This window comes from Thermomonas sp., assembly GCF_035369645.1.
GTDB lineage: Bacteria > Pseudomonadota > Gammaproteobacteria > Xanthomonadales > Xanthomonadaceae > Thermomonas.
Genome location: NZ_DAOOUM010000016.1, coordinates 26403 through 48044 on the forward strand (window position 1 = coordinate 26403; position 21642 = coordinate 48044).

Below are 21642 nucleotides of genomic sequence, written 5' to 3' on the forward strand. Positions count from 1 at the left end.
CACACACTTCAGGGCTGTGCTTCCAATAATTCATACGTGGTGCTGGCGCTGACTTCCCCCCGCCAGCGGTCAAACGCGCGCACGTCCACTCTGTGTTCACCTGCCGCCAATTTGGTGGGCAACGCGCCACGCCACAGGTGCGGCGAAATCGCAGCCTCCGGCGAACGGTCAAACCCGCGCAAGGTGGTGGTCATATCGTCGCGCATGTTTTCTTCGCTCAAGTTGGGGTCGGGCAGCTGCACTTTCTTCATTGGCATCCATGCGCCGCCATCCACGCGAAACTCCAACTTGGACGCGGCATCGCCCATGTAGTAATTGGCAAACACGCCCCACGCCGGGTACGCGCCACGCCGCAAGACTTTGGGGACATGCAGCCCAATTTGCGTATCCGCCGAGTCACGTGCGGCATGCCACGCCAAGGCATACGCGCCCGCCGGCTTGACCGTCAACACCGCATAGCCATTGGGTGTGCCGTCGTCCATGCGCGCATCGGGAATGCCATCGGCATCTTTCACTCCCGACCAATACGAACCGCAGGCTGCGCCCAAATTGAATTCATGCAATGGATTGGCACCCAGCCAGCCATCGGCGTCCGTGTGGAAATAATTCCGCTGGTTGTGGCTATGCGCGCTCAAGACCAGCACATGCGGAAACGGTGCTAGCAGCGCAAACAAGCGGGCGCGATGGCCGGCATCGAAATTCTTTTTATCCACTTCATCAAACAGTGGGATGTGCATGGCCAAGACCAATAGCTTGTCTTTGTCCAAGGTAGGCAAGTAGCGCTGCAAGAAAGCGTATTGGTCTTCACGGAAACCGCCGATATACGCCGGCTTCTGCCCCGGTAGGGTGATGATATCGTCCAGCACCACGAAATTAGCCAGCGGCGTTTGCCGTGCGCGGGTGTCGGCACCATAGACACGATGGAACGTCGCCAGCGCCGTATCATCGTGCGTAGCACCCGCGTCGATATCGTGATTACCGGGGGCATACATCCACGGCACGCCCAAGGTTTCGGTCACGGTTTTGACGGCCGGCAGCAGTGCTGGCACGTCATCGACTAGATCGCCCAAGGTCAAGCCTAAGCTGGCCGTGTAGCGCCCATGGATGGGCTGCACGATGTCGCGACGAAAATAATCCACGTCCGTCTCTGACTTGACCTGCGGGTCGCCAAACACCAACACCTGCGCGGTGTTGCCAGGTTCGCCCATGGGCACGCGGTGGTAGTCGATACAACCCGCGCCACGCCAGTTATCGGCACGCGGTAATGCCAACGGCGCTTCCACATCCACTGGAACACAGCTGGGCGTCTGCGCATGAACAGACCACGCCAGCGGTAATAGCAATGCCATTATCAGAATTTTTCGCATCCCCAATTATGCGCAAACCTGCAGGCCTGCACTAGAATGCGCCAATGGGGATGGGTCTAAATGCAATGGGGCAAAAAGCACACGGGTGCACACTGACGGCGTGGTTGCTGACGCTGGCACTGGCGCTGTGTGCAGCACTGCCTGCGATAGCAAGCCCTACCTTGCGGCTGGATGCCGGGGAAACTAAGTTTTCACTGTCGCCCGTCTTGCAGTACTGGCATGACCAACCGGGTCATGCCAGCGTCGAGCAAGCCTTTGCGCACACGCAGGATGGTGCATTTGCGCCGCTGCCCAATGGCAACCCTGCCTTCGGGTTCCAGACCGGGGCTTACTGGTTTTACCTGCCCATCGAAAACATGCAACGCGACGATCCGCGTTGGTTGCTGGTGCAAGAATATGCACTGAGCGACAACCTTGATTTGTATCTGCGCTACCCGGATGGGCATATCGAGCACCAGCAAGGCGGTGATCATGTGCCGTTCTACAACCGCTTTGTGCGCTTCCGTCACCCCAATTTCCGGCTCGACCTGCCGGCAGGAACGCGGGTGGAATTGCTGTTGCGGGTGCAAAGCGAAAGCTCGATGCAGGTCCCTCTGGTGTTGTACACGCCACAAGCATTTGCCGAGCTGATGCGCGACACCCAATTTGCCAACGGACTGTATTACGGGATCGTGCTGGCCCTGCTTTGCTACAACTTGGTGTTGTGGTTGATGTTGCGCGATAGCGGCTATTTCTGGTACTTGCTGCATACGCTGGCTTTTGGGTTGGTGCTGTTTACCCTCAACGGGTATGGCTTTGAGTACCTGTGGCCCACCTCGGCGTGGATGGCCGATGCTGCGGTGCCACTCTCCATTTGTCTGGCCTTGATGGGCATGCAAATGTTTTCGCGCAGTTTTTTGGATTTGGCCGCGCGTTGGTCGGCGGGCAATATCGCCTGCTTGGTCATGGTGGGGGTATTTGGGGCGATGGGCATCGCCTCGATCTGGCTGCCCTACAGCACCGCCACGCCGTTGGTATCACGCGCGGTATTGCTGGGCATTGCGTGGATCCTCACCGCCTCGGTGGTCATGCTGTTGCGTGGCTTCAAACCTGCCCGGCTGTTCTTGCTGGCGTGGGCACTGTTTTTGATCGGCACCACGGCATTTACTCTGCTGGCCTTCGCCGTGGTACCGCAAAGCTTCTGGACGCAATACGGCGTGCAAATTGGCTCGGCGCTGGAGTTGCTGTTGCTCTCGCTGGCGCTTGGGCACCGTTATGCCGGGCTGCGCAATGCCAATATCCGATTGGTGCATGACGCCAATGAACGGTTGGAGCGCGGCTTGGTGGATCGCACGCGGGAGCTGCGTACCACCTTGGCGCAATTGGGCGAAGCCAACGTCAAGCTGCAAGAGTTCAGCCGCCGTGACCCGCTGACGGGTGCCTACAATCGCCGGCATTTCCACGAAACGTTGAGCAAGGCACTTGAAGCCACCAGCAGCAAGCGCAAATCGCAAGCGCTCTTGTTGTTGGATATCGACCATTTCAAACGCATCAATGACCAGTACGGGCATCTGGTGGGCGATGATTGCCTGAAAGCGGTCTCGCGCTGCATTCATGACATCGCGCAAACCTTGAATGGCATGGCTGCCCGCTACGGCGGCGAAGAATTCGTCTTGATTCTTCCCGGCACCGATGCCCGCATGGCCTTGCAAACCGCAGAAACCGTGCGTTTGCGGATTCAGCAAACCATCATCCACAGCCACGGGCACGTGATTCAACTCAGTACCAGTATTGGTGTGCATACCATCGGCGCCGAGCAGGAGATTCTTCCGGAAGAAGCCATCCGCTTGGCCGATGAAGCGCTGTATCGCGCCAAACACGATGGCCGTAATTGCGTGCGACATTCGATGGTTGTGGTGTGATCAGCCCCACACTGGGTTTAGCCGCAATGGGCTTAGCCGCGCCGATCTGCCAACACTTGCTTGGCATCTTGCAAAGACAATCCACGCGCGCGTAGCAACACGGTCAGGTGGTACAACAAATCCGCCGCTTCACCCAGCAAAGCGGCATCGTCTTGCGCCACCGCCGCCAGCGCGGTTTCCACGCCCTCTTCGCCCACTTTTTGCGCGATACGGCGGATGCCTGATTCCAATAATCGGGTGGTATAGCTGCCTTGCGGGCGCGTGCTGGCGCGCTGCGCGACCAGTGCATCCAATGCCATCAAGTCATCACCGGGTGCAGTTTCAAAGCAACTGGCGCGCTGCAAATGGCAGGTCGCGCCGTGCGGATGCACCTGCACCAGTAACGTGTCGGCATCGCAATCGGTGGCAATGCCCACCAAGTCCAACACATGCCCGGAGCTTTCGCCCTTCATCCATAAGCGCTGTTTGCTGCGGCTATAAAACGTCACCTTGCCACTGGCTAGAGTGGCCGCCAGTGCGTCACGGTTCATATAGCCCAACATCAATACCCGCAGCGTGTGTGCGTCTTGCACGATCACGGGCAGCAAGCCATTTTGCTTGTCCCATGCCAAGGCCTCGCTATCGATCGTGCCTGTCATAAACGTACCTCGATGCCCTGCCCACGCAGGGTTTGTTTGAGTTCGGGGATGGCAACTGCGCCGGAATGAAACACGCTGGCCGCCAGCGCCGCATCTACATCGGCCTGCAAGAACACATCGGCAAAATGCTGTGGCGTACCCGCCCCGCCCGATGCCACCAACGGCACTGTGCAAATGGCGCGTACCGCGCACAGCTGTTCGAGGTCATAACCACTGCGCACGCCATCGCTGCCCATGCAATTGAGCACGATTTCACCCGCCCCCAAATGCTGCGCCTCCATTACCCATTCCAATGTTGTTTTCCCCGGTGCACGCATGCCATCGGGGTTACCGGTGTGGCTGCGCACACGCCACTGGCCATCGGCATCGCGCACCGAATCCACGCCCACCACCACGCACTGCACACCAAAGGCATCGGCCAATTCGGCAATCAAGGCGGGACGCTCCAGGGCGGGGGTATTGATCGACACTTTGTCGGCCCCGGCAAACAGCACTGCGCGTGCATCTTCAACACTGCGAATACCGCCGGCGACACAAAACGGGATATCCAAAATGCGCGCGATGCGCTCGACCCAGCCACGGTCAACACTGCGCCCTTGTGGGCTTGCACTGATGTCGTAAAACACCAACTCGTCAGCACCGGCATCGCGGTAGCTGGTAGCCAATGCGGCGATATCGCCCATGTCCACATGGTCACGAAAACGCACGCCCTTGACCACGCGGCCATCGCGCACATCCAAACAAGGAATGATGCGACGGCTCAACATGCCAATGCCTCGCGCAGTGACAACTGCCCTTCCAACAAGGCCTTGCCCAAAACGATGCCCGCGCAACCGGCGGCGCGTGCTGCAACCACATCGGCCACATCGCGTGCACCGCCACTGGCTTGAATATGCAGCGCGGGATGACGTTGCCGCAAACCTTCATACAAAGCGATATTCGGGCCCGTCAACATGCCATCACGGGCGATATCGGTACACAACAAATGCCGCAACCCGGCATTGGCATAACGCGCGGCCAAGGCATCCAAATTGTGTTCTGCCAGCTGTGTCCAACCGTGTACCGGCAAGCACCATGTGCCATCGCCCTCTTGCCTTGTGTCCAATGCAATCGTGAGCGCATCGCCACCAAATGCAGACAACCAATCCAGCAGCAGTGCGGGCTCGCGCGCGGCCAAGGAGCCCACCACCACACGCTGCGCGCCGGCGCTCAAGAGCTGTTGCACATCTTCACGACAACGCACACCGCCGCCGGTTTGGATGCGCAGTCCCGTGGTTTGATAGATCGCTTGGAGCAGCGGCAACAAGGTATAGCCGCCGGATTTTGCCGCATCCAGATCCACCAAATGCAGCCATGTGGCACCGTCTTTGGCATAGCGCTGCGCCAAGGTCAGCGGGTCATCGACATAGCGGGTTTCTTCTGCATAGTCGCCTTGGCGCAGACGCACCACACGGCCAGCGCGCACATCGATTGCGGGATACACGGTAAAACTCATACCCCACTCCAGTGCAAAAAATTCGATAACAAGCGCGCACCCGCAGCGCCGGAACGCTCGGGATGAAACTGCATCCCCACAACATTGTCTCGCTGCACCACCGCCGAAAACGTTTGCCCATAGTGGCAACTGGCTAAGCAATCGGCGGTCACCGGCGCGGCATAACTGTGCACGAAATACACCGAGGCCTGATCAACACCTGCCATGAGCGGCGACGCGCGCAGGCTTTGCAAGGTATTCCACCCCATATGCGGCACGCGCAAGCCATCCTCTGCGTGAAATTTACTCACCCGACCCGGCAACATCTTCAAACACACCACATCGCCTTCCGCTGAAGAGGCAAACAGCACTTGCATCCCCAGGCAAATCCCCAGCACTGGCACATCGAGTGTGGGCAGCACCTCCGCAAAGCCGCGCTCATGCAGCAGGCGCATGGCCTGCGCTGCGACGCCCACGCCGGGCAAGATCACGCGCTGCGCGCCAGCCAAACTCTCGGCATCCCGTGCGATATGCGGCTGCACACCCAGTCGCTGCAAGGCATAGCACACCGAGCCAAAATTGGCCCCACCGGCATCGATGACGGCAACCGCAGTCACAACACGCCCTTGGTGGAAGGCAACTCGGCGCCGTCACGTTTGATCGCCTGTCGCAGCGCGCGCGCCAAGGCTTTGAAGCAAGCTTCAATTTGGTGATGGTCGTTGTCGCCGTGTACTTGCAGATTCAAATTCAAACCTGCCGCATCACACAGCGAACGAAAAAAATGGGGCACTAATTCGGTAGGCAAATCGCCCACACGTTCGCGTTTAAACTGCCCATCGAACACGCAATACGGCCGTCCGGAAAAATCCAGTGCCGCCTGCGCCAAACACTCATCCATCGGCAAGGTGAAGCCATAGCGACCGATGCCGCGTTTGTCACCCAAGGCTTCGCGTAATGCCTGCCCCAGCGCCAGCCCGGTGTCCTCTACCGTGTGATGCTCATCGATATGCAAATCGCCCTGGCACTGAATCCGGAGTGCAACGCCGCCATGCTTGCCGATTTGTTCCAGCATGTGATCAAAAAATGCGAGGCCGGTGGCAATCTGCGGTTCGGCCGTGTGGTCCAAATCCAGTTCCACACAAATTTGGGTTTCCTTGGTGTTGCGCAGCACCCGCGCACGGCGCGGCGCATCGGCCAAGGCATGCGCAATACCGGCCCAGTCCCAGTCTCCACCAAACTGCGCGGTTTTGAGCTGGAAGCCGCGAATGTTCATATTGTCGGCAAATTGCACATCGGTGATGCGATCGCCGACCATCGCACTGCGCGCCCAGTCGATACTGCGATCTTGCAAATAGCTCAGCATCATGCCAATGCCCGGCTTACGGTTGGGGCTGTTGTCTTGTGGAACACTGCTGTCGATGTATTCATCGCGGAAAACGATGCCTTGGCTGGCAAAGATTTGGCGCATCAACTGATGTGGGCCGTCAAAGCTGGCTTGCGGGTAGGACGCGCTGCCCAAGCCATCTTGATTGCTGACGATGACGAACGCATAGCCCGCATCGCGCAGCTTCAACATGGCTGGGATCACGCCTGTCACGAAGCGCAATTTTTCATAGGCATCAATTTGGAAATCTTCCGGCTCCTCGATCAAGGTGCCATCGCGATCCACAAACAGAATCGGGCGCAGACTCATACGCGCACCTCCGACACAGGTTCCAATGCCGCCAGTACACGCCGGCATTCGTCCTGTGTGCCTACCGTGATCCGCAAGGCATTCTGCAATTGCGGCATGGCTCGCATATCACGCACCACCACGCCCGCGGACAACAACGCAGTGAATGCCGCATCCGCATCAACAAAGCGTACTAGCAAAAAATTACCCGCCGAGGCATAGACACGCTGCACGCAAGATAGGCGCGTCAGGCCTGCTTGCAAACGCGCGCGCGCTTCACGCACAACCTCGACGCGACTGCGGGTCAATGCCAACACTTGCGGCGCAAGTGCAGCCAGTGCCTCCACCGCCACCGGCTGTGGCACCGGATATGGTGCCTGACAACGCCGCAATGCCTCGATCAAGACGCGCGAGCCCAGCACGCAACCAACGCGCGCACCGGCCAAGGCGTGTGCTTTGGACAAGGTGCGTAGCACCGCGATGTTGTCCAACATCGGCAGCAATTGTGTGGCGGATGGCGCATCGACGTAGTCCAGATAGGCCTCGTCTACCACCACCATGCAACGCCCACGCAAGCGCCCGGCCAAGTCGGCAATGGCATCCAATGGCAACAGTTCACCGGAGGGATTGCCCGGTGAACACAAAAATACCAGCGTCGCATGCTGTGCCAGCGCGGCATCGCCAATCGCGCCGAGGTCCGCGCTCAAGCCGGTATCGCTATCGTGCAAGGGCACGTCGATCACTTGCGCGCCGTGCAATTTCGCACAGACCGCATACATCCCGAACACCGGCGCGGCGATCACCACGCGGCCTTGGCCTGGCGCACAAAATGCGCGCACCAATAAATCAATGGCCTCGTCGCTGCCGCGCCCGATCAATACTTGCTCAGGTGCAACCGCATACAACTGCGCCAATGCATCACGCAATGCCGGCGGTTGCGGCTGCGGATAGCGGCGCAGTTGCGCGCCGATGTCAGCCGCATTGGCCCACGCGGATTCATTGGCATTCAGCCAGACATCCCCCGCTAAAGCCGTGCTGCGGGCTGACTGATAACCGGCAAAGGCACGCAAATCTTCGCGCAGCAATGTGTTGATGGTGCTCATGCCAACGACTCCAAGCGTAACTCCACGGCGCGCGCATGCCCTTGCAGGCCTTCCGCATGCGCCAGCGTTGCCGCGCATGGGCCTACGGCGGCAATGCCAGAACGGCTGGCGTCTTGCACGCTGATGGATTTTTGGAAACTGGCCACCGACAAGCCGCTCCACGCCCGGGCCGCACCACCGGTAGGTAAGACATGGTTGCTGCCGGAGCAGTAATCGCCCAAGGCTTCCGGTGTGTAATCGCCTAAAAAAATACTGCCGGCATTGTGGATGCGCGTGAGCCACGCGCGCGGCTCACGCACCGCCAAAATCAGGTGCTCCGGCGCATAGCGATTGCTGACATCGAGGGCCTGCAAAGTATCGGCAACCAAGATCAAGCGTGAACGCTGCAAGGCTTGTTGTGCAATTTCTGCACGCGGCAACAGCTGCAATTGCGCCTCGATCTGCACCGCAACCGCGTCCAATACTTCAGTGCTATCGCTAAGCAGCAACACTTGCGAATCCGGGCCGTGTTCGGCTTGTGAAAGCAGATCGGCCGCCACAAACGCGGGATTGGCACCGCTATCGGCGATCACCAAAACTTCGGACGGGCCCGCGGGCATGTCGATGGCGATACCACCCGGCACCTGCGCAGCCTGCCGCTTGGCTTCATCCACCCACGCACTGCCGGGGCCAAATAATTTGTCACAGCGCGGCACGCGGGCAGTTCCTAATGCCATTGCGGCAATGGCTTGTGCGCCCCCTAATTTGAACACCCGCAGTCCCGGCGCTTGTTGCGCCGCAAGCAACACCGCCGGGTCGGCGCTGCCGTCTTGACGTGGCGGCGTACACAAGATGATGTCTTTGCAGCCGGCCAAACGCGCGGGGATTGCCAGCATCAAGGCCGTGGATGGCAGCGGTGCACTGCCCGCAGGCACATACAAACCGACCCGCTCAATAGGCCGCGTGATGCGCTCGCACACCATGCCCGGCGCAGTTTCCAGTGCATAGGGTTTGCTGATGCCGGCACGATGAAAGGCCTCGATGCGGCCTGCGGCTTCGATGATGGCGGCTTGCACGCTGGCGTGCACTTGCGCGCGCGCTTGCGCAAACTCGTCGGCGCTGACTTCAAAATTTGCAATATTGACGCCATCGAATTGCCGCGTGTAATCCTGTAACGCCGCATCGCCATCACGCGCAACACCTGCAAATATCTGCGCCACGCCCAGCCGCACGCGCTCGGCAATCGCCTGCGTGGGCCGTTGCAGCAATGCGTTGCGCGCGGCCTCATCGAGTGCATTCCAATCCACCCGGTTCATGCCAGCATCCTTTCCACTGGCAAAACCATGAGCCCACGCGCGCCGGCACGCTTGAGGTCTTCCAAGCGTTGCCATGTCATTGCGCCATGACACAAGGTTTGCAAGGCCAAGGCATCGCTGCCATCCAATGCACACACCGTGGGTGGCTCGGCATCGGGTAGCAGTTGCATCACCTCATCGATCGCATCGCGCGGCGCTTGGAACATCAACAATTTGCTGTCGCGAATCCGCAACACTCCATCCATACGTCGCAGCAGCAATGCCGCAAGCTCGGCGCGGGCATCACCAAATGGCTGCACTGGGCCGGCCAATACCGCCTCGCTTTGCAAAATGTCACACACCGGCTTGAGCTGATTGGCCGCCAAAGTGGCCCCGCTGGATACCAAATCGCAGATGACATCGGCCTGGCCCAGGCGCGGCGCAATTTCTACCGAGCCGTTGAGCACCACGATATCGGCTTGCACGTGCTGTGCCCGCAGCCATGCCCGCAGCTGATTGGGGTAGGTGGTGGCAATGCGCCTGCCCGCCAGCTGCGCCGGACCTTGCCATTGCCAGCCCTCTGGCACGGCGATGGAAAGCCGGCAACCGCCAAACCCCAGCGCGCGCCACTCACGAAACATCTCCGGCTTGCCGGTCTCTGCGCGTTCGCCGGCTTGCTCCAGCAGCACATTGCGGCCCACAAATCCTAGGTCACACACGCCGTCGGCAATCAGACCGGGGATGTCGTCATCACGCACCAACAGCAAGTCCACGGGTAGCGACTCGCCATAGCAAAATAATTTGTCGCGACTCTCGCGCCAACTCAACCCCGCCGAAGCCAGCAGTGCACGCGCCGGCTCACTCAGGCGGCCGGATTTTTGGATAGCGATACGCAGACGGTCGCGCACGGCAGGATTGACAGCAGGACTCATGGCACGGCCTCAAAGGGTTTCGGAGATCAACTGCATTCGCTGCGCAGCCGCGCCATAACCGCCCGCGCCACGTTCGATGCAACGCGCCACCCGGCCAATGGTGGTGACGCTGACCTTGGTGTGTTCGTGGATTTCGCGGTACGGCTCGCCTTTCAGCAGATGCGGCACCACCCGCCAACGGTCGCCCATCGCCTCCAATTCGGCTGGGGTGCACAGGTCTTCCAAAAATGCCTGCACTTCGTCTGCCCCCTTCAACGCAGCAAAAACATGCGCAAGCGCACCCACGGCAACCGCTGCGTCATAGGGCATTAAAGGTTCTGGGCGTTGTTTCACGGGGATCTCCAACAGCTGAACGTGTGATGGCTGGCCAACCAAGGCGCGTGTGTATGTACAAATGCAACATCAAGTTAACGCATTAATGTATTAGCGCGCTATTACATTAATGTGATAGATAAGCCTTGTCAACGGCCTGATCGCCCAGCTCCGCCCCTTTGGTCAGCAATCAGCAAGACTGCAAAAATCGGTAACGCATATTGCCCCGCCGAAAAGCACACCCCAGACATGCGAAGCGCCCCAAACGGGGCGCTTTTTCACATTTTGACTTGCAAAAGCGGGGGGTCAGCTGGCGCGTGCCGCCGCCAAGATTTCGCCCGATGTCGCCATCGCTACCGCTAGGGCCACTTCACCATCCAAGGCGCGGTCACGATCGAGATATGGGATCTTTGAACGCATCGCGGCATGCGCTGCCGCGACGGCCCTGCCCGGCTGGTATTCCATGGAATGGGCCAGCTGCGTGCGCAGCGCATCCACCTCGGCCAAAAACCCCGCACGCTCTTCCGTGTCCGGCAATGGACCGCCCGCTACTTTTTCGGCAAAGGTTTCGACATCAGCATGCCGCGCCAGCTCGCGTGCGGCGTTGATCATGTCGCGACGCAAATCCAGTGCTTGTGCAGCGGTGAACAATTCCAAGCCCAGCACCTTGCCCAAGTCCGCCACCATCGCCAGCACGTGGCGTGCCTCGTTGGCACCCATCGACACATGGTCTTCGGCATTGGCACTGGTGGGGATGGAATACACCGATGCCGGCATCGCGCGGCTGGCCAAATCGTTGACGATGGCCGCGGCGGTGTATTGCACGATCATGTGGCCCGATTCGGTGCCGTCTTCGTTGCCAATCAAGAACGGCGGCAGGCCATCATTGGTTGCAGGATCGACAAGTTTATTCAGACGCCGCTCGCTGATCGACGCCAATACCGGGATCGCCGCCTTCAGGTAGCTCATCGCAAGCGCCATCGGCATCCCGTGGAAGTGACCGGCGGAAATGACCTGCTCTTCCACAAAGGCGGCATTGCTCTTGTCAGGGAACACCAATGGGTTATCGGTGACAGAATTTAGCTCGACATCCAGCACCCGCTTGGCTTGCTCCAGCGCATCACGCACGGCACCGTGGACCTGCGGGATGCAGCGCAGCGAATAGCTGTCTTGTGGCTGATGCTTTTTGCCGCCACGGAACGGCAGGAAACGCTGATAGAACTTCTCACGACCATGGCGCTGGGTGAACGGCACCCAATCCCAACCGATATCGAAACCCAACGCCTGTGCCGCCGGCGTAGCCCAACTACTGGGCAGCCATTGGCGAAATTTTGGCACCAAGTGATAGGCGATATCGGACAAGGTGGAGCCGTCCAGCAAACGCAGCAAATTGGCCGCCGTCTGCACTTGTCCGGGGTGTGGGCGCAGCGCATGCACTTCGGGTGCGAAGGCGCCCAAGCGACCGGCGAAGGCATCAATCGTCATCGCCGCAGCTAAGTCTGCGGTGTCCAACATCGCTTCCAATTGCGCTACCGCCAGCACGCCAGTGGCCAACATTTGCGCGGTGCCGTTGTTCAGCGCCAAACCTTCTTTGTACGACAACTCGACCGGCTTCAACTGTTTGCGTGCCAACGCATCCGCACCCGGCATACGCTGCCCATCCACAAAGGCCTCGCCGCCCCCCAACAGCACGATTGCCAGATGCGACAGCGGGGCCAGATCGCCAGAAGCACCCACCGAGCCCAACTGCGGCACCACCGGCACGATGCCGGCATTGAGCATGTCGGCCAATGCCTGCAGGGTTTGCACGCGAATACCAGAATGCCCACGCAGCAAGGTGTTGATGCGGATACACAGCATCGCCCGTACCACCTCAGGTGCAAACGGTTCGCCCACGCACACCGCATGGGTGACGATCAAATTGCGCTGCAATTCGATATGCGGTGGCTGCCCGGTCTTGACTGCGCCCGGCAATGCATCGCGCAGACGATGCGCGCCCAATAACTTGTCGGCATTGCTGCCAAAGCCCGTAGAAACACCATAGATTGGTTCTTGTTTGGCCACTTGCGCGGCCAGAAAATCCGCCGCTTTAGCAACCCGCGTCAGCGCGTGTTCGTCCAAAGCCACGCCCGCACCGTGCGCCACTTGCAGCAACTGCGCGCGTGTCAGTGAACACCCATCCAGCTTGATCACAGCATCCATCGTCATACCGCTCCTGCAGCGCCACGCAGCTGCTCACGTTCCACCAATAATGCGGAGGCCAACTCAGCCTCCACCACCTCAAATTGTTCGCCTCGACGCAAGTCTTTGACCGTCACCACCCCTCGCGCGGCCTCGTCTTCACCACGCATCACCACAAAACGGATACCGGCCTTGTCGGCGTATTGCATTTGTTTGCCCAATTTGCGCGCTTCCAATTGGGTTTCCACATTCAAACCTGCGGCGCGCAAACGTTGTGAGAGCGCCAACGCGTGTTCCAAACCGGTTTCATCCAGCAGTGCCAACAACACATCCACCGAGCTATCGGCGGTGCTGACCAGGCCTGCCTCGGTGAGCTGATAAAACAGCCGGGTCAAGCCAATCGAAATCCCCACCCCCGGCAATTTGGATTTGCTGTAATGCCCGGCCAGATTTTCATAACGTCCGCCTGAGCAGATCGAGCCAATCTGCGGGTAGGCATTGAGCGTGGTTTCATACACCACGCCGGTGTAGTAATCCAAGCCGCGTGCAATCGACAAATTCAAGGCATAGCGGCGTTCATCCACCCCCAATGCCTTGAGTTGATTGAAGATGCCGCGCAGCTCCGCGCGCCCTTCTTCAAACAACGGTGTGCCATTGCCCAACGCATCGAGTTTGGCCAGCGCATCGGCATGCCCATGCGAGCGCACCTGCGAGAATGCCATCAAGGTTTCGATAACCTGCGCCGACAGCGCAAACCCCTCGCCCGCCAACGTCTCGCGCACCGCATCGCTACCCCGCTTGTCGAGTTTGTCGAGCTCGCGCAGCACCAATAACTGCGCATCATCGGCAATACCTAGGCCTTCAAAATAGCCGCGCAACAATTTGCGATGGTTGAGCTGGATGGTGAAGTCACCAATTGCCAAACGCTCGAACACCGCCGCGATCACCGCCGGAATTTCCGCATCGAAACGCGGCGACAGCGCATCCTTGCCGATCACGTCGATATCGCATTGATAAAACTCACGGAAGCGCCCGCGCTGGGCACGTTCCCCGCGATACACCCGCTGCATCTGATAGCGCCGAAACGGGAACGCCAGCGCGTGCTCGTGCTCGGCCACATAACGCGCCAGCGGCACCGTCAAATCAAACCGCAGCGCCAACTCCGGCAAGCCCTCGGCTTGCTTGTCCAGCGCACCAGTGGATTGCACGAAATACACCTGCCGCTCGGTTTCACCGCCCGACTTGGTCAACAACACCTCGGACAACTCCATCACCGGCGTCTCTACCGGCAAAAAACCAAAGCGCTCAAAGGTTTGACGGATCGTGTCCAACATGCGCTGAAACGCAATTTGATCGCGGGGTAACAACTCCATCACCCCTGGCGGGGTACGTGGCTTGATCACAGGGGGCTCCGGTGGGGCGCGGAAAACGCCTAGTTTAACGTCCACACCCCTCCCTGCGCCGTTGCTACAGCTGACGCTTGCGAGTCCCCTTTCAACTCACTAGACTTTGTCCACCCTTACGGGGCCATAGCTCAGCTGGGAGAGCGCGTCGTTCGCAATGACGAGGTCGGGAGTTCGATCCTCCCTGGCTCCACCATTTACCAAAATCCCAACCCTTATCGGTTGGGATTTTTTTTGCCCGGAGCGCCAGTGTTGGCGCGGTTTCGGGCATTTGCCTCTTGAGCGCCACCCTTGTCGTCACCCCTGTTTTCAGGCGTTTTCGGCCTCTCTGTCTCTGTTTTTCTCTGTTGGCCTGTTGAGCGCGCGAGAGGCACTATTCTTATAAATCAACGACTTGAGAGGCGCTTGTTCGAGATAAAAACTGGCCTGGAGAACAGATAAAAAATATGAAATCGCGTCCGCAAGCCAGCAGGCGATGGGCGCGCTCACACCGGCGGTGCGGGCCGGTAAAGTTCGTGCAGCAAGGTTTCCCAGCCTTTCTGGTTCCACCGGAATCCCATCTGATCGGGATACAGCGTGACCTGCTCGACCAGGGACAGCACCAGTTGTGCCTGGGTCTTGTCGATGAGCATGCCCCACACATCATCCAGCCGCTGCATGGCGGTCACGGCGAGGTCTCTGTCGAAAGCGAGCTCGCCGTGGTGCTCACTCAGCAATTTTTCCAGTAGCTGGTGCGGATCACGCAGCCGCTGCCGGATCGGCCTGCGCAATTTCGGTCATCGAGGTGAACCGGCCTTCGTCCAGCAGGCGTTGCCAGTGGTGCGCCAGCCCGAGCGCGCGCACCAAGGCACTGTCTTGTGCCGCCGTCCTGACCTCACGCTCCTGCGCGGCTTCTCCGGTGAATTCTTCCGGCGCATCCAGCGGCGTGATGATCTTGCGGCGCACGGTTCTTGGCCGATTCGGTGAGCTCAGCATCCATAAGCCGCATCATTCCAGAGGCCGCAGTGGGCAGCCAGAGTCATCACGAAATATGGGTTTGACTCCATATGACTTTGAATCCATAATTCTCACATGACTTGGATCGTTCTCTTTCATGACGCCTTTGACGCAGAGTTCAGCGACCTGAAAGAGGATCTGCAGGACGAGTTGCTGGCGCACGCACATTTGTTGGCGGAATTCGGGCCAAACCTGGGGCGTCCCACGGTCGATACGCTCAAGGGCTCGCGCCACACCAACATGAAGGAATTGCGCTTTTCCTGGAGCGGTCAGGTCTGGCGAGTGGCGTTTGCCTTCGACCCGCAGCGGCAAGCCATCTTGCTGGTAGGCGGCGACAAAGGCGGCGCGGATCAACGCAGGTTTTACAAGCGCCTGATTCAGGTCGCTGATGAACGCTACGACGAACACGTGGGCAGCTTGGCCCAGCAGAGCAAGGAGAACCCTCATGGCAAGAAAACTCGATGACGTTATGGCCGCGCTGCCCAAAGCCCGCCAACAGCGGGTGCAAGCACGCGCCATGGAGCTGGCCACCCTCAAAGACCTGCGCCAGGCTGTGCAACAGACGCAAGAACAACTGGCCGCCACGCTGGGGGTGCGTCAGGACACCATTTCTCGCTTGGAAAAGCGCAGCGACATGCTGCTCTCGACGCTGCGCCACTACATCGAAAGCATGGGAGGCAAGCTCGAGCTGGTGGCGCAGTTCCCCAACCGCCCGCCGGTGGTGATCGAGCATCTTGGCGCGGATGTCACCCCGGAGCACAAGCCTGCTGGCGCTGGGCGCAGAGCTCAAGCTGCGGTTTAAAGCCACGCTTGCGAACACGTTTCCGGCAAGACGCGGACGTGGCTTCATATTCGGAATGGCCACCAATATCCAGCGCCCAACTGTTCTCAGTTGGGCGTTTTCGTTTGCGGATTCCGCACGCCACGCGGGGTTGTGGGCCATTCTGCGTGTGCCAACCGCTCCGGGCATGGGCGACATCACCCACCCAGTTTGCCCCTGTTCTGCTCTCTCTTCTCTCGAAACCTGCGCCAACTTCTTCGCCGTGGCACACGCAGGCGGCCTTGTGTGCCAATGACTTACGCGCGTGTCGTTGCCAAGGGTTGTCCGGTGGGTTTGGAGCAGCAATCCATCAAGACAACGCGCCCGCCGCGCACGGCATCGCATACAGCCCTTCGCGCTGCTGAGTCATCACGAGCGCATGGTAGGCCGCCAGCCTCGCTGCAGGCCCCGGTTTGCCCTTGTCCTTCGCCTTGATCTTGAACAGATCGTTGGGTTTTTCGCTCTTCTGACCGGTGCGCTGCATGATTCGTTCACCATCCATCTCGGCTCCCTTGAACGCCCAAAGCGCTTCGAACACCTTGGGCGTCCACTCGCTTTCCGATCTGACTTCCTGCGTGAGCACGAAGGGTGATGCGGTGCCCTTGCCTCTGAAGTAGGTGCCCGAGCCAGCTCACGCTTCAGACGCGCCAGATCCTCGTCATGCGGCGTGCCGGTACCACCGAATGCCGTCTTGCCCTACGTTTTGGCTTCACGCTTCCAACGTGCCAGCAGCCCTTGCTGGCTGGCCAGATCGAGGATGCGCTGAGCATGAGTGTCGGCGGACATGCCCGGTACGGTTGCTGGCCCGGTGTGCGTTGCGCAGCTTGTGCGCTTCGTCGATGACGACCACATCCCACGGCACCGCACGCAGCTCGGCTTCTAGCTTGCTGACAAACTGGCAGGACATGAAATGGGGCCAGTCGGAAGATGAGTAAAGCACGACAGGATAGTGCGAAATTATCCAACTGACGGCCAGAAGCGGCCGAACCAAGCAATGACGGGCATACAGAACAGCATTGACCACAGGCCTTATCGGTTGGGGGTAAAATCGCGTATTCATGCCCGATTCTCGACCCACTACCGCTCCTGTGTTGGCCGCACACGCACTTGCGTTCTCACGCGATGACGTGCCGGTATTTGGGCCATTGGATTTTGCCGTGGATGCCAATGAAGCCTTGCTGGTGCAAGGCGGCAATGGTGCCGGCAAGACCACGTTATTGCGGGTGCTGGCCGGGTTGTTACGGGCCGATGCCGGCAGCGTCTTGATCCATGGTCAGCCGGCACAACACGATTTGCGCGCGCAACACATCGCATATCTGGGGCACTTACCCGGGTTGAAGGCAGATTTATCGGCGTTGCAAAACTTGCACTATTTGTGCGGCTTGCATGGGCAACGGCCACGGCAAACCCCGGAAACGGCGATGACCATCGTTGGTTTAGCGGGATATCAGGACGCACCTGTGCGCACGCTCTCTGCCGGACAGAAAAAACGTCTCGGCTTGGCCCGTCAATGGCTATCCCCGGCTCCGCTATGGCTACTGGATGAGCCCTACGCCAATCTCGATCTGGATGGCATCACCCTGGTCAACAAGATGGTGCAAGCACATCTTCACGCCGGCGGCGCGGCATTGATCACCACCCATGGTGCGTATGCAGCCCCCCCCGTGCGCACCCGCCTGTTGGCACTGGGCAAGGCCGCCGCATGATGCTGCACGCCGCCCGCGCCCTGATGCGCCGTGACTTGCAATTACTGTGGGCACGACGTGGCGATGCCTTGCAACCGGCGCTATTTGCCCTGCTGACCGTGGTGCTTTTTGCGCTGAGTTTAGGCGGTGACGCTAAGCAATTAGCCCCCGTCGCAGCCGCAGTGCTATGGCTTGCGGTGCTACTGGCAGGGTTACTGGCACTGGATAATTTGTTTCGCAGTGATGCGGAAGACGGCTCACTGGAGCAGTGGATGTTGGCACCGGTACCGTTGTGGTGGTTGATCTTGGTGCGTACCGGCATGCATTGGCTGACCACCGCACTGCCGGTAATTCTCGCCGTGCCGCTGCTGGGCGAGCTGCTGCATCTGCCACATGCGCAATTGCCGGCATTGCTGGCCTCGCTCTTACTTGGCACCCCCATCCTCAGCCTGCTTGGCGCGGTGGTCGCCGCACTCACCGTGGGCATGCGCCGTGCCGGCATCTTGGTGGCCTTATTGGCCTTACCTCTGTATGTGCCAGTGCTGGTGTTCGGCGCAGGCGCGGTGGCTGCGCACGCGCAAGGATTGGATGCCAGTGGTGCATTGCTGCTCTTGGGGGCGGGCCTGATGCTGGCCTTGGTCTTCGCCCCTATGACTGCGGCAGCAGCACTGCGGATTGCCCATGCTTGAGATGGGTCAAGGGAATTTTCACATCTGCGGGCGGATAATTTCCGCACTGGCTGCACGGCCAGCGACCCCATTCATTACTGGAGTTACATCCATGAAGTCTCGTCATCTTTTATTGGCCGGTGCCGTTGCATTGGCACTGGCTGCGTGTGGCAAGAGTGAAGCCCCGGCGGAAACCACTGCACCTGCGGCAACGCCGGCTGCAACTGAAGCCCCAGCGCCGGCACCTGCCGAAACCGCACCTGCCGCGCCAGCCGCAGCACCTGCTGCCACCACGGGCAGCAAACCGGCGACAGTGGCCGACTGCGCCACCACCCTCGAATCCAACGACATGATGCAGTACAACGCCGATTCGATCACCGTGCCGGCCAGCTGCACCCAGTTCACCATCAACCTCAAGCACACCGGCAAGCTGGCCGCCAATGTGATGGGGCATAACGTGGTGATTGCGAAGGAAGCCGACATGGCCGGCATCGCCGCCGATGGCACATCGGACCCCGCCACCCACGTCAAAGCCGGTGACACCCGCGTGATTGCGCATTCCAAGGTGATTGGCGGTGGCGAAGCTACCTCGGTCAGCTTCGATGTGGCCAAGATCAAGGACGGCGGCCCGTTCAAGTTCTTCTGCAGCTTCCCCGGCCATCTGGCGCTGATGCAGGGCAGCATCCAAGTGCAGTAAGCCTGCCCCGTGGCGAATGGGCTACCAGCCCCGGAGTGGGCTGGTATCCTTGTCCAGATTGCCCGCGCCACCATTGCGCCGCTACTGTTCAGGCCACGATGTCCCCACTGATCCGCTGGTTCCATCAACTCGGCTCACCGCCGTATTTCAACCGCTTCGCCGCCCGCTGGACGCCGTGGGGTTATGCGCTGGGCGTGTTGATGATGGCGGTCGGGCTGTATGGCGCGTTGTTTCAGGTGCCTGCCGACTACCAGCAAGGCGATAGTTTCCGCATTCTCTACATCCATGTCCCCGCCGCATGGATGAGCATGGCGATCTTCGCGCTAATGGCGGTGTATTCGGCCATCGCGCTGATCTGGCGGATCAAACTGTGTGAAATTTTGGCGATGGCGTGCGCACCCACCGGTGCTGCGTTCACCCTCATTACCTTGGCCACGGGTTCGATCTGGGGCCGGCCGATGTGGGGCACGTGGTGGGACTGGGATCCGCGCCTGACCACCGAACTCATTTTGCTGTTTTTGTATCTGGGCGTGATGGGCCTGTATGCGGCCATCGACGACCGCCGCAATGCCGCGCGTGCGGCAGGTCTTTTGGCCATCGTTGGGGTGGCGCTGTTGCCGGTGATCCGCTGGTCGGTGGTGTGGTGGAACTCGCTGCATCAAGGCCAAACCATCAGCCTGTTCGGCAAATCGCAGATGGACCCCAGCATGATGTGGCCACTGCTCTGGATGATCATCGGCACCAAATTGTGGTTTGTGGGCTCACTGCTGGCCCGCGCCCGTGCCGACAATCTGCGCCGCGAAACCGGCAAGGATTGGGTCGCCAAATTGACCGCCGAGGCCACACGATGAGTTATCGCGAGTATGTGATTGCCGCCTACGCGGTGTTTGCCATCGTGCTGCTGTGGGACATCCTCATCCCCAAATTACAAATCCACGCCGCGCTGCGCGCCGCCCGCCTGCGCCAAGCGCGCAAGCAGGCCGCACCTACGCACACCCCAGACCTTCCGCTGTCGCGGGATTGACGACCCATCATGCATCCCACTCGTAAACACCGCCTGATTCTTATCCTTGCGCTACTTGCTGCCGCCGGCATTGCCACCGCCTTGATCGCCATGGCGCTGCAACGCAATGTGGCGTATCTCTACACGCCGCATGAAATTTTGAATGGCAGCGCGGGCGAACATGTCAGCAATGGCGAGGCGCGTTTCCGCTTGGGCGGGATGGTGGCCAAGGGCTCATTCAAGCGTGCCGCCGGCTCGATGGAAGCGCATTTTGATGTGGACGATGGCGATGCACGTCTGCCAGTGGTCTATACCGGCATCCTGCCTGATTTGTTCCGTGAAAATCAGTCGGTGGTGGCCACCGGACGCATGCGCGGCAAGGTGTTTGTGGCCGAAGAAGTGCTGGCCAAGCACGATGAAACCTATATGCCCAAGGAAGTAGCCGACAAGATGGCGCAGGCGCACAAGAAACATCAGGTGCAGGATGCGCAACCCGCCCCCGCGGCAGGCACACCGTAATGCTGCCTGAGCTTGGCCAGATCACCCTGATCTTGGCGTTTCTGGTTGCGGCGCTGCAGGCGTTGCTGCCGCTACTGGGTGCGCAGCGCGGTATCGCGCCGCTGATGGCCATTGCGCGGCCGGCGGCGTATATGCAATTGCTGCTGGTAGCGCTGGCGTTTGCCATCCTCACCCATGCGTTTGTGGTGAGTGATTTCTCGGTGCAATACGTGGCCGAAAACTCCAACTCACTGCTGCCGGTGCTGTACCGCTACACCGCGGTGTGGGGCGCGCATGAAGGCTCGCTGCTGCTGTGGGCACTGGTGCTGGCGCTGTGGACGGCGGCGGTGGCGCGCTTTTCCAGCGCATTGCCACAACCCGTCGTGGCGCGTGTACTGGGCGTGATGGGGATTGTGGCTACGGGCTTTTTGGCGTTTCTGATTTTCACCAGCAACCCGTTCGCGCGCTTGCTGCCAGCGGCGGGCGAAGGCCGCGACCTCAACCCCTTGCTGCAAGACCCCGGCCTGATCCTGCACCCGCCGATGTTGTATGCCGGCTATGTAGGCTTTGCGGTGCCGTTTGCATTTGCCATAGCCGCGCTGCTGGAGCGCCGCATCGACGCACAATGGCTGCGTTGGACGCGGCCGTGGACGAATGCGGCTTGGGCCTTCCTCACCTTGGGTATCGCGATTGGTTCGTGGTGGGCATATTACGAACTGGGCTGGGGCGGTTGGTGGTTCTGGGATCCGGTGGAAAACGCCAGCTTCATGCCGTGGCTGGCCGGCGCGGCGCTGCTGCATTCGCAAGCGGTCACCGAAAAACGCGGCAGCTTTGGTGGCTGGACCTTGCTGCTGGCGATCACCGCGTTCTCGCTGTCGCTGCTGGGCACATTTCTGGTGCGCTCGGGCGTACTGACCTCGGTACATGCCTTCGCCGCCGACCCCGGGCGCGGCCTGTTCGTGCTGATCTTCCTTGGCATCGTGATTGGCGGCTCGCTGCTGCTGTACGCATTGCGCGC

25 protein-coding genes, 1 tRNA gene and 1 pseudogene are annotated in these 21642 nt (G+C 60.0%); 11 read left to right on the forward strand and 16 right to left on the reverse strand.

Annotated features, from left to right (window positions below; genetic code table 11):
• Window positions 1-8: 8 nt before the first annotated feature.
• A complete protein-coding gene (locus tag PK789_RS04790) occupies window positions 9-1349 on the reverse strand; it encodes a calcineurin-like phosphoesterase C-terminal domain-containing protein (protein ID WP_324307388.1) in 1341 nt (446 codons plus the stop codon).
• A gap of 62 nt (window positions 1350-1411) precedes the next feature.
• On the opposite strand from PK789_RS04790, the gene PK789_RS04795 reads away from it, so the two are divergent.
• Window positions 1412-3268 carry a 7TM diverse intracellular signaling domain-containing protein gene (locus tag PK789_RS04795; protein WP_324307389.1) on the forward strand — a complete coding sequence of 619 codons (1857 nt, stop codon included), beginning with the start codon at window positions 1412-1414 and terminating at the stop codon, window positions 3266-3268.
• 32 nt (window positions 3269-3300) lie between these two features.
• On the opposite strand, the gene hisIE is transcribed toward PK789_RS04795, so the two are convergent.
• The 11 genes from hisIE to hisS form a co-directional block, all read right to left on the reverse strand.
• Entirely contained in the window at window positions 3301-3906 is a 606-nt protein-coding gene (gene hisIE / locus PK789_RS04800; protein ID WP_324307390.1) for a bifunctional phosphoribosyl-AMP cyclohydrolase/phosphoribosyl-ATP diphosphatase HisIE, read from the reverse strand.
• Entirely contained in the window at window positions 3903-4673 is a 771-nt protein-coding gene (gene hisF, locus PK789_RS04805; RefSeq protein WP_324307392.1) for an imidazole glycerol phosphate synthase subunit HisF, read from the reverse strand. Before hisF ends, hisIE begins: the two co-directional genes overlap by 4 nt.
• Window positions 4667-5401: a 1-(5-phosphoribosyl)-5-[(5-phosphoribosylamino)methylideneamino]imidazole-4-carboxamide isomerase gene (gene hisA, locus PK789_RS04810; protein ID WP_324307393.1), complete on the reverse strand. Its 735-nt coding sequence runs from the start codon at window positions 5399-5401 to the stop codon at window positions 4667-4669. The genes hisF and hisA overlap by 7 nt, the downstream gene beginning before the upstream one ends.
• Window positions 5398-5997, reverse strand: a complete 600-nt coding sequence (gene hisH, locus PK789_RS04815; RefSeq protein WP_324307395.1) for an imidazole glycerol phosphate synthase subunit HisH — start codon at window positions 5995-5997, stop codon at window positions 5398-5400. The genes hisA and hisH overlap by 4 nt, the downstream gene beginning before the upstream one ends.
• Window positions 5994-7067: a bifunctional histidinol-phosphatase/imidazoleglycerol-phosphate dehydratase HisB gene (gene hisB, locus PK789_RS04820; protein ID WP_324307423.1), complete on the reverse strand. Its 1074-nt coding sequence runs from the start codon at window positions 7065-7067 to the stop codon at window positions 5994-5996. Before hisB ends, hisH begins: the two co-directional genes overlap by 4 nt.
• Window positions 7068-7069: 2 nt before the next feature.
• Complete coding sequence (gene hisC, locus PK789_RS04825) at window positions 7070-8155, reverse strand: histidinol-phosphate transaminase (protein WP_324307397.1); 1086 nt, start codon at window positions 8153-8155, stop codon at window positions 7070-7072.
• The gene (hisD, locus tag PK789_RS04830) at window positions 8152-9450 is read right to left on the reverse strand and encodes a histidinol dehydrogenase (protein WP_324307398.1); all 1299 of its coding nucleotides are present in this window, start codon (window positions 9448-9450) and stop codon (window positions 8152-8154) included. Before hisD ends, hisC begins: the two co-directional genes overlap by 4 nt.
• A complete protein-coding gene (gene hisG / locus PK789_RS04835) occupies window positions 9447-10361 on the reverse strand; it encodes an ATP phosphoribosyltransferase (RefSeq protein WP_324307400.1) in 915 nt (304 codons plus the stop codon). Before hisG ends, hisD begins: the two co-directional genes overlap by 4 nt.
• 9 nt (window positions 10362-10370) lie before the next feature.
• Window positions 10371-10670 carry a YerC/YecD family TrpR-related protein gene (locus PK789_RS04840; protein ID WP_503011901.1) on the reverse strand — a complete coding sequence of 100 codons (300 nt, stop codon included), beginning with the start codon at window positions 10668-10670 and terminating at the stop codon, window positions 10371-10373.
• A gap of 309 nt (window positions 10671-10979) precedes the next feature.
• Entirely contained in the window at window positions 10980-12875 is a 1896-nt protein-coding gene (locus PK789_RS04845; protein ID WP_503011902.1) for an HAL/PAL/TAL family ammonia-lyase, read from the reverse strand.
• Between the two features lie 2 nt (window positions 12876-12877).
• Window positions 12878-14257, reverse strand: coding sequence for a histidine--tRNA ligase (gene hisS, locus PK789_RS04850; RefSeq protein ID WP_324307405.1), 1380 nt, complete (start codon window positions 14255-14257; stop codon window positions 12878-12880).
• A gap of 120 nt (window positions 14258-14377) precedes the next feature.
• On the opposite strand from hisS, the gene PK789_RS04855 reads away from it, so the two are divergent.
• Window positions 14378-14453, forward strand: a tRNA-Ala gene (locus PK789_RS04855).
• Window positions 14454-14742: 289 nt separating this feature from the next.
• Here PK789_RS04855 and PK789_RS04860 read toward each other — a convergent pair.
• Together PK789_RS04860 and PK789_RS04865 are read right to left on the reverse strand one after the other, a co-directional pair.
• Window positions 14743-15027 (reverse strand): hypothetical protein, encoded by a 285-nt coding sequence (locus PK789_RS04860; RefSeq protein WP_324307407.1) that lies wholly within the window; start codon window positions 15025-15027, stop codon window positions 14743-14745.
• Window positions 14996-15232, reverse strand: a complete 237-nt coding sequence (locus tag PK789_RS04865; protein ID WP_324307408.1) for a hypothetical protein — start codon at window positions 15230-15232, stop codon at window positions 14996-14998. The genes PK789_RS04860 and PK789_RS04865 overlap by 32 nt, the downstream gene beginning before the upstream one ends.
• A gap of 96 nt (window positions 15233-15328) precedes the next feature.
• On the opposite strand from PK789_RS04865, the gene PK789_RS04870 reads away from it, so the two are divergent.
• Together PK789_RS04870 and PK789_RS04875 are read left to right on the forward strand one after the other, a co-directional pair.
• Window positions 15329-15718, forward strand: coding sequence for a type II toxin-antitoxin system RelE/ParE family toxin (locus PK789_RS04870; RefSeq protein ID WP_324307410.1), 390 nt, complete (start codon window positions 15329-15331; stop codon window positions 15716-15718).
• Window positions 15699-16055, forward strand: coding sequence for an XRE family transcriptional regulator (locus PK789_RS04875; RefSeq protein WP_324307412.1), 357 nt, complete (start codon window positions 15699-15701; stop codon window positions 16053-16055). Before PK789_RS04870 ends, PK789_RS04875 begins: the two co-directional genes overlap by 20 nt.
• 328 nt (window positions 16056-16383) lie before the next feature.
• Here the strand turns inward: PK789_RS04875 and PK789_RS04880 are convergent, their stop codons facing one another.
• Window positions 16384-16656, reverse strand: coding sequence for a hypothetical protein (locus tag PK789_RS04880; RefSeq protein WP_324307425.1), 273 nt, complete (start codon window positions 16654-16656; stop codon window positions 16384-16386).
• Window positions 16657-16694: 38 nt separating this feature from the next.
• Window positions 16695-16925, reverse strand: a pseudogene (locus PK789_RS11660) (IS3 family transposase); the annotation flags it as partial.
• 206 nt (window positions 16926-17131) lie between these two features.
• On the opposite strand from PK789_RS11660, the gene ccmA reads away from it, so the two are divergent.
• The 7 genes from ccmA to PK789_RS04915 form a co-directional block, all read left to right on the forward strand.
• Entirely contained in the window at window positions 17132-17779 is a 648-nt protein-coding gene (gene ccmA / locus PK789_RS04885) for a heme ABC exporter ATP-binding protein CcmA (protein ID WP_324307414.1), read from the forward strand.
• Complete coding sequence (gene ccmB, locus PK789_RS04890; protein WP_324307415.1) at window positions 17776-18447, forward strand: heme exporter protein CcmB; 672 nt, start codon at window positions 17776-17778, stop codon at window positions 18445-18447. Before ccmA ends, ccmB begins: the two co-directional genes overlap by 4 nt.
• 91 nt (window positions 18448-18538) lie before the next feature.
• The gene (azu, locus tag PK789_RS04895) at window positions 18539-19123 is read left to right on the forward strand and encodes an azurin (RefSeq protein WP_324307416.1); all 585 of its coding nucleotides are present in this window, start codon (window positions 18539-18541) and stop codon (window positions 19121-19123) included.
• A 98-nt stretch (window positions 19124-19221) separates the two neighbouring features.
• Entirely contained in the window at window positions 19222-19974 is a 753-nt protein-coding gene (locus PK789_RS04900; protein WP_324307417.1) for a heme ABC transporter permease, read from the forward strand.
• On the forward strand, window positions 19971-20147 hold the full coding sequence (gene ccmD / locus PK789_RS04905; protein WP_324307418.1) for a heme exporter protein CcmD: 177 nt from the start codon (window positions 19971-19973) through the stop codon (window positions 20145-20147). Before PK789_RS04900 ends, ccmD begins: the two co-directional genes overlap by 4 nt.
• Before the next feature lie 9 nt (window positions 20148-20156).
• Window positions 20157-20645, forward strand: a complete 489-nt coding sequence (gene ccmE / locus PK789_RS04910) for a cytochrome c maturation protein CcmE (RefSeq protein WP_324307419.1) — start codon at window positions 20157-20159, stop codon at window positions 20643-20645.
• The coding region (locus PK789_RS04915; protein WP_324307420.1) for a heme lyase CcmF/NrfE family subunit at window positions 20645-21642 on the forward strand (998 nt) is incomplete at its 3' end. The genes ccmE and PK789_RS04915, both read left to right, overlap by 1 nt.